The sequence below is a fragment of the Kitasatospora sp. SUK 42 genome (genome assembly GCF_015776785.2).
Classification (GTDB): Bacteria; Actinomycetota; Actinomycetes; order Streptomycetales; family Streptomycetaceae; genus Kitasatospora.
The window spans coordinates 820,722-833,786 of record NZ_LFMD02000002.1 but is presented as its reverse complement, the minus strand read 5'-3'; the positions used below and the strand labels follow the sequence as shown (position 1 = coordinate 833,786).

The 13,065-nt window shown below is 71.2% G+C and carries 10 protein-coding genes; 4 read left to right on the top strand and 6 right to left on the bottom strand.

Going from position 1 to position 13,065, the window contains the following annotated elements; all coding sequences use genetic code 11:
• Positions 1–96: 96 nt before the first annotated feature.
• On the bottom strand, positions 97–1,965 hold the full coding sequence (locus RZ50_RS03475; protein WP_196951307.1) for an ABC transporter ATP-binding protein: 1,869 nt from the start codon (positions 1,963–1,965) through the stop codon (positions 97–99).
• Entirely contained in the window at positions 1,962–3,782 is a 1,821-nt protein-coding gene (locus RZ50_RS03470) for an ABC transporter ATP-binding protein (RefSeq protein ID WP_196951308.1), read from the bottom strand. Before RZ50_RS03470 ends, RZ50_RS03475 begins: the two co-directional genes overlap by 4 nt.
• Before the next feature lie 223 nt (positions 3,783–4,005).
• On the opposite strand from RZ50_RS03470, the gene RZ50_RS03465 reads away from it, so the two are divergent.
• Positions 4,006–5,427 carry a family 2B encapsulin nanocompartment shell protein gene (locus RZ50_RS03465; RefSeq protein ID WP_196951309.1) on the top strand — a complete coding sequence of 474 codons (1,422 nt, stop codon included), beginning with the start codon at positions 4,006–4,008 and terminating at the stop codon, positions 5,425–5,427.
• On the opposite strand, the gene glgX is transcribed toward RZ50_RS03465, so the two are convergent.
• Positions 5,428–7,638, bottom strand: a complete 2,211-nt coding sequence (glgX, locus tag RZ50_RS03460) for a glycogen debranching protein GlgX (protein WP_196951310.1) — start codon at positions 7,636–7,638, stop codon at positions 5,428–5,430. It abuts the gene before it with no gap.
• Between the two features lie 311 nt (positions 7,639–7,949).
• Between glgX and RZ50_RS03455 the strand changes: the two genes are divergently transcribed.
• The 3 genes from RZ50_RS03455 to RZ50_RS03445 all read left to right on the top strand — a co-directional run bounded on the left by RZ50_RS03455 (position 7,950) and on the right by RZ50_RS03445 (position 11,308).
• Positions 7,950–9,206, top strand: coding sequence for an Ig-like domain-containing protein (locus RZ50_RS03455; protein WP_308271308.1), 1,257 nt, complete (start codon positions 7,950–7,952; stop codon positions 9,204–9,206).
• Positions 9,207–9,375: 169 nt separating this feature from the next.
• Positions 9,376–10,599, top strand: a complete 1,224-nt coding sequence (locus RZ50_RS03450) for an Ig-like domain-containing protein (protein ID WP_196951311.1) — start codon at positions 9,376–9,378, stop codon at positions 10,597–10,599.
• Between the two features lie 211 nt (positions 10,600–10,810).
• On the top strand, positions 10,811–11,308 hold the full coding sequence (locus RZ50_RS03445) for an ATP-binding protein (RefSeq protein WP_308271306.1): 498 nt from the start codon (positions 10,811–10,813) through the stop codon (positions 11,306–11,308).
• 390 nt (positions 11,309–11,698) lie between these two features.
• On the opposite strand, the gene RZ50_RS03440 is transcribed toward RZ50_RS03445, so the two are convergent.
• From RZ50_RS03440 to RZ50_RS03430, 3 genes are all read right to left on the bottom strand, one after another.
• Positions 11,699–12,163 (bottom strand): hypothetical protein, encoded by a 465-nt coding sequence (locus RZ50_RS03440; protein WP_196951312.1) that lies wholly within the window; start codon positions 12,161–12,163, stop codon positions 11,699–11,701.
• Complete coding sequence (locus tag RZ50_RS03435; RefSeq protein ID WP_196951313.1) at positions 12,163–12,573, bottom strand: helix-turn-helix domain-containing protein; 411 nt, start codon at positions 12,571–12,573, stop codon at positions 12,163–12,165. The genes RZ50_RS03440 and RZ50_RS03435 overlap by 1 nt, the downstream gene beginning before the upstream one ends.
• Before the next feature lie 63 nt (positions 12,574–12,636).
• Positions 12,637–12,996, bottom strand: a complete 360-nt coding sequence (locus RZ50_RS03430; protein ID WP_196951314.1) for a type II toxin-antitoxin system RelE/ParE family toxin — start codon at positions 12,994–12,996, stop codon at positions 12,637–12,639.
• Positions 12,997–13,065 lie beyond the last annotated feature (69 nt).

Below are 13,065 nucleotides of genomic sequence, written 5' to 3'. Positions count from 1 at the left end.
CCGGACGGGCACAACTGTGGGGCCGAGGCCGGGCCGGGCCTCGGAGGTCGTCCTGTGGATCTTCGCCGGACCGGCGAAGATCCACAAGGGGTCGTTTTACACCAGACTGTCCCTCCAGGCCCGGTGGAGGGCGGCGAAGCGGCCCGAGCCCTCGATCAGCTCCTGCGGGGAGCCGTCCTCGACGATCCGGCCCTGGTCCATCACCAGGACGCGGTCGGCGATCTCCACCGTGGAGAGCCGGTGCGCGATGATCACCGCCGTCCGGCCGGCCAGCACCGTGCGCATCGCCCGTTGGACGGCCTGCTCGCCGGGCACGTCCAGGGAACTGGTGGCCTCGTCCAGGATCAGCACGGCGGGGTCGGCCAGCAGGGCGCGGGCGAAGGCGACCAGCTGGCGCTGGCCGGCCGAGATCCGGCCGCCGCGCTTGCGCACGTCGGTGTCGAAGCCGTCGGGGAGCGCGGCGATGAACTCGTACGCGCCGATGTCGCGGGCGGCCTGCTCGACCTCCTCGCGGGTGGCACCGGGGCGGCCGATCGCGATGTTCTCGGCGACCGTCCCGGAGAACAGGAAGGACTCCTGGGTCACCATCACCACCCCGCGCCGCAGTTCGGGGGTGGCGAGGTCGCGCAGGTCCACGCCGTCCAGCCGGATCCGGCCGTCGGTCGGGTCGTAGAAGCGGGCCAGCAGCTTGGCCACCGTCGACTTGCCCGCGCCGGTCGCACCGACCACCGCGACCGTCTGCCCGGCCGGGATCAGCAGGTCGAAGGGCGGCAGCACCTGCTTCCCGGTGCGGTAGGCGAAGCTCGTCCGCTCGAAGGAGACCTCCCGGCCCTTGCCGGCGGCCTGCGGCAGCTCCGCCGGCTCGGCCGGCTCGGCGACGGTCGGCTCGTGGGCGAGCAGGCCGGCGATCTTCTCCAGGGCGGCGGCGGCCGACTGGTAGCTGTTCAGGAACATCGCCAGCTGGTCGACCGGGTCGAACAGCCGGCGCAGGTAGAGCACGAAGGCGGTCAGCACGCCCAGTTCGAGAGCGTCCTCGGTGACGAGGTAGGCGCCCAGCAGCACGATGCCGGTGATCCAGAGGTTGGCGGCGGTGCGGGAGAGGCCGACGTACCGGGCGAGCTCCAGGAAGCCCTCCGCGTTGGCCCCCGAGGACTGCTGGTTGACCACGGCGAAGGCGGCGTCGTTGGCCTTCTCGCGGCGGAAGGCCTGCACCGGGCGGATGCCGTTCATGGTCTCGGTGAAGCGCACGATCATCGAGGCGGCGGCGGTCCGCGAGCGGCGGTAGACCCGGCGGGAGCGGGTGCGGAAGGAGTGGGCGATCAGGGCCAGTGGGAGGAGGGAGAGCAGCGAGGCCAGGCCGAGCCGCCAGTCCAGCACCACCAGCAGCACCGAGATGTAGCAGACCGACAGGAAGACGGTCAGCAGCTCCTGGAGGCCCTCGGAGAGCAGCTCGCGCAGCGCGTCGATGTCGCTGGTGGCACGGGAGATGATCCGGCCCGAGGTGTAGCGCTCGTGGAAGTCCAGGCTGAGCCGCTGGGCGTGCCGGAAGATCCGGCCGCGCAGGTCCAGCAGGATGTCCTGGTTCACCCGGGCGCTGATCTTGATGAACGCCCACTGGAGCACCGGGCTGAGCACCGCGCAGAACAGGTAGGCCGCGACCACCGCGATCAGCGGGCCGGAGTCGTGCTCGCGCAGCGCCGGGATGCCGCGGTCCATCGCGACCGCGACCAGCAGCGGGCCGGACTGGAGGGCGGCCTGCTGGACCAGGATCACCACCATCGCGACGGCGATCCGGGCCCGGTGGGGGCCGAGCAGGGAGCGCAGCAGCGCCCGGGGAGCCCCGGGCGGGACGGGTATGTCCTCCTCGTCGGCCGGGGGCGCGGGCAGCTCCTCCTCGACGGGCTCGGCCTTGGCGCGGCCGGCCTTGGCGGGGCCGGCGTTGGCGGGTTCGACGGTGGTGGTCATCGGGCATGCCCCCCATTCGGGACGAAGGGGCCCTCGGGCAGGAGGGCGGCCTCGCCCGACATCAGTTCTCGGTAGTGCGGGCAGTCGCGCAGCAGCTCCTGGTGGGTGCCGACGGCCTCGATCCGGCCGTCCGCGAGCACCGCGACCCGGTCGGCGAGCAGCACGGTGCTGGGGCGGTGGGCGACCACCAGGGCGGTGGTGGAGCCCAGCACCTCGCGCAGCGCCCGTTCGACCAGCGCCTCGGTGTGCACGTCGAGCGCGGAGAGCGGGTCGTCCAGCACCAGGAAGGGCGGGTCGCCGACCACCGCGCGGGCCAGCGCGAGGCGCTGGCGCTGGCCGCCGGACAGGCTCAGGCCCTGCTCGCCGACCTCGGTGTCCGCTCCGGCCGGGAGCTTGTCGACGAAGCCGGCCTGGGCGGTGGCGAGGGCGGACGCCAGCTGCCGCTCGTCGGCGCCGGGGGCGCCCATCAGGACGTTCTCCCGGACGGTGGCGGAGAACAGCGTCGGCTCCTCGAAGGCCACCGCGACGAGTTCGCGCAGCTTCTCCCGGGGCAGCTCGCGGATGTCCGTGCCGTCCAGGGTGATGCTGCCGGCGGTGGTCTCGTACAGCCGGGGGAGCAGCGCGGTGAGCGTGGTCTTGCCGCTGCCGGTGGCGCCGACCAGGGCCATCGTCTCGCCGCGGCGGATGTGCAGGTCGATGCCGGTCAGCAGGTCGGGGGTGCCCTCGGGGGCGTCGGGGTAGCGGAAGCGGACGCCGGTGAGGCGGATGCCGTCCGGGGCGCCGAGCGTGGTGGCTACGCCCGGGTTCTCGGGCTCGGGCTCGTCCATGACCTCGAAGAAGCGGTCGACGGCGGTGGAGGCCTCGTTGGCGTAGGCGAGGAGCCAGCCGAGCGACTCGACGGGCCAGCGCAGCGCGAGCGCGGTGGAGAGGAAGGCGACCAGGGTGCCGGCGCTCAGCTCGTCGTGGGCGACGAGGTAGGCGCCGACGGCCAGGGCGCAGCCGAGGGCGATCTCCGGCAGGCCGACGATGACCGCCCACAGGTTGGCGAGCAGGTGGGCCTTGCGCAGTTCGGTGCGGCGCAGCAGGTGGGACTGTTCGCGGAAGTGCTCGGCCATCGAGCGGTGGCGGCCGAAGGCCTTGAGGATGCGGATGCCGAGGACGGACTCCTCGACCACGGTGGCGAGGTCGCCGTTCTGGTCCTGGGCGAGCCGGGAGGAGACGGAGTAGCCGGACTCGAAGCGCCGGGTGAGCAGGAACAGCGGTACGGCCGGCGCCAGCACGATCAGCGCGAGCCGCCAGTCCTGGGTGAACATCAGCGCCGTGCCGGCCAGGAAGGTCACCGAGTTGACGACCAGGAACACCAGGGGGAAGGCCAGGAAGAGCCGCATGGCGTTCATGTCGGTGGTGGCCCGGGAGATCATCTGTCCGGAGCCCCAGCGGTCGTGGAAGGAGACCGGCAGCCGCTGGAGCTTGGCGTAGAGGTCGCCGCGCATGGCGGCCTCCAGCCGGCCCAGCGGGCGGGAGAGGACCACCCGGCGGGTGTAGAACAGTGCGGCCTCGATCAGTCCGAGGAGCAGCAGCAGGCCGACCAGCGGCCACAGGGCGTCGAGGTCGCGCTCGGCGAGCGGGCCGTCGACGATCCGGCCGAGCACCACCGGGACGGCGAGGGTGCTGAGCATGGCGAGCGAGGCGGCCGTCGCCGAGATGGCGAGCCGGCCGCGCACGGCCCGGGCGTAGGGCCACAGGCGCAGCAGGGAGCGGACCGTGGAGCGGCGCTGCCCGGTCGCGGGGGCATGGTCTTGTCGGTTCTCGGCCATCGCGGTGAGGGTAGGCAAAGAGCCCGTCATTTCTCATCCGGTTTTTCGCCCCTGTCGTCGGCGCCCGGCGAGAACCGGCCACCCGAGGAGCCCCGGCGCGGGGGCGCGCGTGGCCGTTCGTGCAGGGAGGAGTGCGTCGTGCGCCCCTTGCGAGCTCCGGCCGATCGGCCGATGACATCTGCTGACGGCTGTTCATTGGTACGTGAGTGACAGGAGTGTGGACATGACGGTCGAGACCGAGCCCTCCCCGGGTTCCGCCACCGTGCAGGTGCGGGCCCAGCTCAGCCTCAGCACGGCCGCTGCGCGGAACCTGGCGACGACGACTAAGTCGAAGCCGCAGATGCAGGAGATCACCACCCGCTGGCTGCTCAAGGTGCTGCCGTGGGTGCAGGTCAGCGCGGGCACCTACCGGGTCAACCGCCGTCTGAGCTACGCCGTCGACCGCGGCCGGGTGAGCTTCTCCAAGACCGGCTCCACGGTGTCGGTGATCGCCCCGTCGCTGCGGGAGGTGCCGGCGCTGCGCGGTTTCGAGGACGACGGGATGCTCGGCGAGCTGGCCCGCCGGTTCGTGCAGCGGGACTTCAACCCGGGTGACGTCCTGGTGCAGGAGGGCGCGCCGATCGAGGAGGTGCTCCTGATCGCGCACGGCAAGGTCGACCGGCTCGGCACCGGCAAGTACGGCGAGGTGACGCTGGTCGGCACCCTCGCCGACGGCGACCACCTCGGCGACGAGGCGCTCACCGAGGGCGGCGGCGCCTGGCCGTACACGGTGAAGGCGGCGACCTCCGGGGTCGCGATGGCGCTGAACTGGGCGGTGTTCCAGGATCTGGTCGGCCGTTCCGAGACGCTGCGCGAGCAGCTGCTGGGCTTCGCCACCGACGCCGCGCAGGCGCAGAACGCGCACGGCGAGGCGAAGATCGACCTGGAGGCCGGCCGGGAGGGCGAGTACGAGCTGCCCACCGCCTTCGTGGACTACGAGCTGGAGCCGCGCGAGTACGAGCTGAGCGTCGCGCAGACCGTCCTCAAGGTGCACACCCGGGTGGCGGACCTCTACAACAAGCCGATGAACCAGACCGAGGAGCAGCTGCGGCTGACCATCGAGGCGCTGCGGGAGCGGCAGGAGCACGAGATCATCAACAACCCGGAGTTCGGCCTGCTCAGCAACGCCGACTTCGACCAGCGGATCCAGACCCATGCGGGCGCGCCCACCCCGGACGACCTGGACGAGCTGCTCAGCATGCGCCGTGACACCGACTACCTGTTCGCCCACCCGAAGGCGATCGCGGCCTTCGAGCGGGAGTGCAGCAGGCGCGGCGTCTACCCCGGCACGGTCGACGTGCTCGGCAGGCACCGGCCGGTCTGGCGCGGGGTGCCGATCTTCCCGTGCAACAAGATCCCGGTGGCCGCGAACCAGACCACCTCCTTCATCGCGATGCGGGTGGGCGAGGACAACCAGGGCGTGGTCGGCCTCACCCAGGTCGGCATCCCGGACGAGGTCGAGCCCGGCCTGAACGTCCGGTTCATGGGCATCGACGACAAGGCCATCGCCTCCTACCTGGTCAGCGCCTACTATTCGGCGGCGGTCCTGGTGCCGGACGCGATCGGCATCCTGGAGAACGTCGAGGTCGGGCACGCCTTCAGCTGATCAGTCCGGGTGGGCGGGGGCGCGCAGCAGCCGCAGCGAGCGCCCGCCCAGCACCACCGCGCCCCGCGGGCACGGCTCGTCCGCGCCCGCGGAGGCCGTGTCCACCACCGTCTCGTACCCGGCCTCCGGCGCCGCCCAGGGCTCGCCGGGCAGGGTGAACGCCACCGGATCGCGGCCCGCGTTGAGCAGCAGCAGGAAGCTGTCGTCGCGCAACGGCCGCCCGGCACCGTCCCGTTCGGACATCGCGGTGCCGGACAGCAGCATGCCGAGGCAGGCGGTCGGGGCGAACCAGTCGGCCTCGGTCATCTCCTGGCCGAGCGGGGTGAACCAGGCGAGGTCGGGCTGGCCGCCGGGGGCGGCGGCCCGGCCGGAGAAGAACGCCCGCTGGCGCAGCACCGGGTGGGCCCGGCGCAGCCGGACCAGCCGCGCGGTGAGCTCGCACAGCTCCCGCCAGCCGGGCTCCTCCCGCAGCGACCAGTCGAGCCAACTGACCTCGCCGTCCTGGCAGTAGGCGTTGTTGTTGCCGCCCTGGGTGCGGCCGAACTCGTCCCCGGCGGTGATCATCGGGACGCCGGTCGAGAGCAGCAACGTGGCCATCAGGTTGCGCAGTTGGCGCAGCCGCAGCGCGTTGACCCGCGGGTCGGCGGTCTCGCCCTCGGCGCCGTGGTTCCAGGAGCGGTTGTCGTCGGTGCCGTCCCGGTTCGCCTCGCCGTTGGCCTCGTTGTGCTTGCGGTCGTAGGAGACCAGGTCGCGCAGGGTGAAACCGTCGTGCGCGGTCACGTAGTTGACGGAGGCGTACGGGCGGCGGCCGCCGCGCTGGTAGAGGTCGGAGGAGCCGGAGAGCCGGTAGCCGAGCTCGCGCACGTCCGGGCGGGCGCCGCGCCAGAAGTCCCGCACGGTGTCGCGGTACTTGTCGTTCCACTCGGCCCAGAGCGGGGGGAAGGCGCCGACCTGGTAGCCGCCCGGGCCGACGTCCCAGGGCTCGGCGATCAGCTTCACCCGGCTGAGCACCGGGTCCTGGGAGACGGCGGCGAGGAAGGGGTGGTCCATGTCGACGCCGTCCGAGCTCCGGGCCAGAGCGGCCGCGAGGTCGAAGCGGAAGCCGTCCACGCCCATCTCGGTGACCCAGTAGCGCAGCGAGTCGGTGATCAGCCGGACCACCTGGGGGCGGCGGGTGTCCAGGGTGTTGCCGCAGCCGGTGTAGTCGGCGTAGCCGCGCGGGCGGTGCGGGGCGAGGCGGTAGTAGGCGGCGTTGTCGATGCCGCGCAGCGAGAGCGCCGGGCCGAGGGCGCCGCCCTCGGCGGTGTGGTTGAACACCACGTCGAGGATCACCTCGATCCCGGCGGCGTGCAGGGCGCGGACCATCCGCTTGAACTCGCCGACCTGGCCGCCGCGCGAGCCCGCGGCCGAGTAGCCGGCGTGCGGGGCGAAGTAGCCGATCGTGTTGTAGCCCCAGTAGTTGACCAGGCCGCGGGCCTGCAGGTGGTCCTCGCTGGCGTGCTGGTGCACCGGCAGCAGCTCGACGGCGGTCACGCCGAGGCGGGTGAGGTGGGCGACGGCGGCGGGGTGGGCCAGGCCGGCGTAGGTGCCGCGCAGGTGGGGCGGGACGTCGGGGTGGCGCATGGTGAAGCCGCGCACGTGCAGTTCGTAGAGCACCGTCTCGGCCCACGGGGTCTTCGGGCGGTGGTCGTCGTACCAGTCGTCGTCATCGTGGACGACCACGGATCTGGGCACGTACGGCGCGGAGTCGCGGTTGTCCCGGACGGTGTCGGCGACGTCCGCCTCCGGCCAGTTGCGGACGGCGGAGCAGGCCGCGTCGTGGGAGGTGTAACAGCCGTCGATCGCCCGGGCGTACGGGTCGAGCAGCAGCTTGGCCGGGTTCCAGCGGGCGCCGGTCCACGGGTCCCAGCGGCCGTGCACCCGGAAGCCGTAGCGGGTGCCGGGGCGCACCCCGGGCAGGAAGCCGTGCCAGATCCGGAGGTCCTGCTCGGTCAGGCGGTGCCGGCTCTCCCGGCCGTCCTCGTCGAACAGGCACAGGTCGACGGCCTCGGCGCCGGCCGCCCAGAGCGCGAAGTTGGTGCCCTGGTGGCCGAGTTGGTCGGTGCGGAAGCGGGCGCCGAGCGGCTGCCAGCTGCCGGGCCACGGCGGCTCGGCGGGGTGCGGACGGCCGTCCGGCCGTACCCCGGCTTCCAGCTCCTGCCCTGACGCCATGTCCGTGCCCTCCCTGGGCGGGGTGTCCCGGACCCCGTGCACCTTCTCCTTCCCGGATTGCGCGGAGCGGAAGCCGCTGAACGGGGGCTTACCGGCGGATGGCGGGTGGGGGCCGGGAGCGCGAGGGGCCGGGGACACCGCCTTCACGGGGGGTTCACTCAAGATCCACTCGCCACCGCCGAGGATTCACCAGGACAGCCCGGCTATCCTGCTCCGGCGCGTCCGGGCCCGATCGGAAAGATCGGCGGGCCCGTGCAACTCATGGGGGCACTCAACGCGTCAAGTGAGTGGACACCGGGAGGGGAGAAACCGTGAAGACGGGTAAGACGGTCGGCGCCGCGATACGCACCACCAGCCGCTATCGGCGAAGGGGCGCGATGGCGCTGGTCATGGGAGGGGTGCTGCTGCTCACCGCGGCCTGCAACGACGACAAGGGCGGCGGTTCGAGCAACGGCGCCGCGGCGCCGGCGTCGGCCGACGCGAACGGGGCCGCCGCCCCGGCCGGCGCCTCGGCCGAGCCGAAGGCCTCGGCGGCCGTGCTCGCCGTCGAGCCGAAGGACGGCGCCCAGGACGCCGCGCCGAACGCGCTGCAGGTGTCCGTCGCCAACGGCAAGCTCACGACGGTCGAGGTGACCGACAAGAACGGCAAGCCGGTCGAGGGCGCGATCACCCCGGACGGCGCCGGCTGGAAGCCCGCGGCGGGCCTCGCCGTCGGCATGGCGTACAAGGTGAACGCGCAGGCCAAGGACGCCGACGGCCTGGTGGCCGCGTCCACCACCACGTTCACCACGCTGACGCCGGACAAGAAGGTCTCCACCAACGACAACATCGCCGACGGCGCCACCTACGGCGTCGGGATGATCGTCTCGGTGAACTTCAGCAAGGACGTCAAGAACAAGGAGGCCGTCGCCAAGGGCATCTCCTTCGAGAGCAGCAACGGCACCGTGGTCAAGGGCCACTGGTTCGGCGACCGGCGGCTGGACTTCCGTCCGGAGCAGTACTGGGCGCCGGGCACCAAGGTGACCGTCAAGTACCGGCTGAAGAGCGTCGAGGTCTCGCCGGGCGTCTACGGCGACGTGGACAAGGACGAGCCGTTCACCATCGGCCGCTCGCAGGTGTCGACGGCGGACGCCAAGTCGCACCAGATGACCATCGAGCGGGACGGCAAGAGCACCACCGTGCCGGTCACCCTCGGCGCGGACGCCACGCCCTCCTGGGGCGGGACGATGGTGGTCATGTCCAAGGAGAAGGTCACTCGGATGAACTCGCAGACCGTCGGTCTCGGCGGCGAGTACGACATCCAGGACGTGCCGCACGCGATGCGGCTGACCACCTCGGGCACCTTCGTGCACGGCAACTACTGGGCCAGCCCCTTCGGCAAGACCAACGCCAGCCACGGCTGCGTCTCGATGGCCGACGAGAAGGGCGGCAGTGACTCCTCCGTCGCCGGCAAGTTCTTCAACGACTCGATGATCGGCGACGTCGTGAAGATCGTGAACAGCAAGGAGAAGACCGTCGCGCCCTCCAACGGGCTGGGCGGCTGGAACGTGGCCTGGGCCAACTGGTAGTCCGGCCGGGGTTTTTCGCCGAACGGCCCGATCCTCACCCGTTGGGGGCGGGCCGTTCTGTTTTCGGGGCGTCGAGCCCCTTGTAGCGCGCAACCTTTCCGATGGCCGGACACGTATAAGCGGTCGGGTCCGTCGGGACCACGGGGAGTTCTGAGGGAGGGAATCGACGATGAGGTCGATACGCAGGGTGGTGGCCGCCGGTCTGGTCGGCGGGGCGATGACGCTGACCGCGGCCTGCGGCGGGGGCGGCGGCGGGAGCGGGAGCGCGGCCAAGGCCGACCTGGGGGCCGGTGCGGCCGCCTCCCAGTCCGCCGCGCCGGGCGGTGCGACGCCGAAGGCGTCGAAGGCGCCGACGGCGGTGGTGAACATCGAGCCGAAGAACGGCGCGGTGGACGTGGCGCCGAACGCGCTCAAGGTCGGGGCGACGGGCGGCAAGCTGACCACCGTCAAGGTCAGCGACCCGACCGGCAAGGAGGTCCCGGGCACGATCGCCGCGGACGGCTCCAGCTGGACCCCGTCGGCGGGTCTCGCGGTGGGCACCGCCTACCAGGTCAGCGCGATGGCCGCGGACGCCGGGGGCGCGGTCACCACCGCGGACAGCAGCTTCACCACGCTGACCCCGACGGCGCTCGCCAAGGCCGCCGACAACGTCGACGACAACGCGACGTACGGCGTCGGGATGATCGTCTCGGTGAACTTCAGCAAGGACGTCAAGAACAAGGACGAGGTCGTCCGGGGCATCACCTTCGAGACCGACAACGGCACGGTGGTGAAGGGCCACTGGTTCGACGACCGCCGGCTGGACTTCCGCCCCGAGCAGTACTGGAAGCCGGGCACCAAGGTGGTCGTGCACTACCGGCTCAAGAACGTGGAGATCACCCCTGGGGTGTACGGCACCGACCGGGACGAGCCCTTCACGATCGGGCGGTCCCAGATTTCGACGGTTGACGCCGCCGCGCACAGGATGACGGTGGTCAACGGCGAACAGTCGAGCGACATCGACATCACCTCCGGCTCGCCCGAACACCCCACCTGGAACGGGACGATGGTGGTCATGTCCAAGGAGGGAGTGGTGCGGATGCAGTCCAGCACCATGCCCGGCATGACCGGCGCGCCGTACGACCTCCAGGTGCCGCACTCGATGCGGCTCACCACCAGCGGGACGTACGTGCACGGCAACTACTGGAGCAACGTCTTCGGCGAGGACAACGTCAGCCATGGCTGCGTGGGCCTCAAGGACGTCAAGGGCGGCGGGGACGGCACCTCGATGGGCAAGTTCTACGACGGCTCGCTGGTGGGGGACGTGGTGGTCGTGAAGAACTCCACCAAGAAGGAGACGCTCGACCCGGCGAACGGACTGAGCGGCTGGAACCTGGCCTGGAGCGCCTGGTAGCCGGGGCGGTGGGCCGCCACCGGGGTGGCGGCCCGATGTCAACCCGGGCTTGACAGAGTCGGGCCCGGGTTGATGCCTGCTTGCACCCGGCATATGCCGACGCGGGGAGATCGTTTGCTCATTGTCCGTACGCGGCCGCTTGCGTTCCGCAATGATGGTCCGCATGGCGGGTTGGGGCGAAACAGATCAGTCATCGGTTCCCGGGGCCGGCGTGGTCGCCGAGGCGTCGTGGATCGAGGTCCACGGAGGGCTCTCGGCGCTGGAGCGGCTCAGCTCCGACGAACTCCAGGAGATGTACACCGACAGACTGTGCGACCAGCACGCGCCGAACGAGGCGCGACTGCCGTCCCGGCCGTCATCGGGCCCGGTGGCCCGCAGACTGGTGCTGAACGTCCTGGAGTCCTGGGAGCTCCACCAGCACCTGGAGGCAGGGGAGTTGCTCACCAGCGAGCTGGTCTCCAACGCCGTGCGGCACGCCGCCGGGCGCACCATCGGACTCCACGTCAGCCGCAAGCCCGGGTGGCTGCGGGTCGAGGTCCGCGACTCCTCCCGCGCGATGCCCTGCATGATCCTGGCGGAGGCTCAGCCGGTGAACGAGCGCGGCCGCGGGCTGAGGATCGTCGACGACCTGGCCGACCGCTGGGGTGCCGACCTGCTGCCGCGCGGCAAGGGCGTCTGGTTCGAGCTGAGGATCCGCGAGCGGCACTGAGGCCCGGGGGCCGTCTCCCGGGTTCCGCCTCGGGGATTCCGTCTCCCGGGTTCCGCCTTGGGGATTCCGTCTCCCGGGTTCCGCCTTGGGGATTCCGTCTCCGGATACACGCAGGGCCCCCGGATTCGCCGTGGTCCGGCGGATGGGGGCCCCTGCAGGTCATCGCGCCGGCCAAGGGGGTGCGTGCCGCGCGATGGGCGTCGGCAGTGCCAGGTCGGGCCCGCCGAAGTCTCCACGCCCAGGTCGGCGCGCTCTGTCGCCCGCCGTTGGGCTGCTCTGACTATCGCACGGATCTCAGCATGTGGGCAAACTGGGTGACTTGGATTTCAAGGTTTGTAACTTAGTTCACCTTGGGATCCCGCATAGGTTCACGCCAAGGCCTGTGAATATTCATGATCCTTGGTGCTGTACCTGTCGAGCCGCCGCCCAGGGATTGCGCAGCGACAGCATCGGGGTGTCGACTCCGAGCTTCACCGCGGTGCTGTGCACCGACTCCCGCAGGTAGGGGTAGAGGATGGTGACGCCGATCAGCTCGATGAACTCCTGCTGGAGGGCCGGCTCCAGCTCGAACGGCTCGCCGACGGTGAACGCGGCCACGGCGTCGACCGCGAAGTTCGCCTGGGTGTTGCCGAGCTCAAGGCGGCACCGGACCTCCAGTCCGGTCCCGTCGTCCGCCTCGCGGAGCCATGCGAGCAGCGATGTCCGGTCGTCCTCCTCCCGGCGTTCCTCCGGCCGGTCGAAGAGGCGGCGGCCGGAGATCTCCAGGAACGTGACGTCCAGGAGTTCGGCGGCGTCGGCGAGCTCGTCGACGCCGCCGAACCGTCGCAGCTGCTTGCCCGCGGAAGGCTTCGCCATCAGGTGCTCACCGTCCTCGGGGTGTCGGCGTCCCAGGCTGCGGGGCGGGACCCGGGCCCGCGCTCCCGGAGGGCCACCTGGACCTCGACCTCGACCGGAGCGGGTTGCCAGGCAGGTGTGACGGCCGAGCCGGTGTGGTCGACCAGGCTGTGGAGCCGGGCGCCGACCGCCCGCGCGTAGCGCTGCAGGGTGGAGTAGCGGGCGTCGCCACCCGCTCGTTCGAAGGCCGAGATCGTTGACTGGGTCGTTCCCATGAGCTGGGCGACATCGCGTTGCGTGAGGCCGCACTTGATGCGGGCCACGACGAGCGTCTCCACCAGCGCGGCGTAGGCCTCGGCGTCTTCCAGGCCTGCTGCGGTGCGGGGGTCGTTCGGGTCGATGCCGAGTAGATCATGCAGCGTGGGTGCCATGGTCGTCCTCCCCTCCCGTTGATTCAACAGTATCGCCCAAAACCGATACCGAGAACCGGGTGCTCAGTCTTTCGGGTTACGGTTCCGCCAATCCTTAAGGCGCCTCTCGGCCGTGTCGCGTTCGTTCGGCGGGGTCTTCTGGGACTTCTTCTGGAAGAAGCACAGCGCGAGGAGGACGAGGCCGCCGGCCTCCTCGGCGTAGAGGAGCCGGAAGATGCGACGGTTGCCGGTGAGCCGAACCTCAAGGAGGTCGTTGCCGAGGTCTTTGACGTCGCCCGGCAGGGTCTGCCGGTCCTGGACTCGCCGCATCAGAGCGGCGAGTTTGGTGGTTTCGTGGGACGCGAGACGGGCCTTCTCCAAGTCCTTGCGCACCGGCGTCGATCCGTCCGCGCCCTCGTAGAAGGCCCACTGTCGTTCGTCCAACGCTCACCCGCCATGCGTCTGGTCCAATCTGTTTATAGGAAGTCTAGGACCCCGTTTGCTGTGGGCGAC

What these genes read in the sequence shown, in the direction of transcription:
- RZ50_RS03465 (WP_196951309.1), top strand. Translation starts at nt 4,006, where the DNA reads ATGACGGTCGAGACCGAGCCCTCCCCGGGTTCCGCCACCGTGCAGGTG.
- glgX (WP_196951310.1), bottom strand. Translation starts at nt 7,638, where the DNA reads ATGGCGTCAGGGCAGGAGCTGGAAGCCGGGGTACGGCCGGACGGCCGT.
- RZ50_RS03470 (WP_196951308.1), bottom strand. Translation starts at nt 3,782, where the DNA reads ATGGCCGAGAACCGACAAGACCATGCCCCCGCGACCGGGCAGCGCCGC.
- RZ50_RS03435 (WP_196951313.1), bottom strand. Translation starts at nt 12,573, where the DNA reads ATGGCACCCACGCTGCATGATCTACTCGGCATCGACCCGAACGACCCC.
- RZ50_RS03450 (WP_196951311.1), top strand. Translation starts at nt 9,376, where the DNA reads ATGAGGTCGATACGCAGGGTGGTGGCCGCCGGTCTGGTCGGCGGGGCG.
- RZ50_RS03440 (WP_196951312.1), bottom strand. Translation starts at nt 12,163, where the DNA reads ATGGCGAAGCCTTCCGCGGGCAAGCAGCTGCGACGGTTCGGCGGCGTC.
- RZ50_RS03475 (WP_196951307.1), bottom strand. Translation starts at nt 1,965, where the DNA reads ATGACCACCACCGTCGAACCCGCCAACGCCGGCCCCGCCAAGGCCGGC.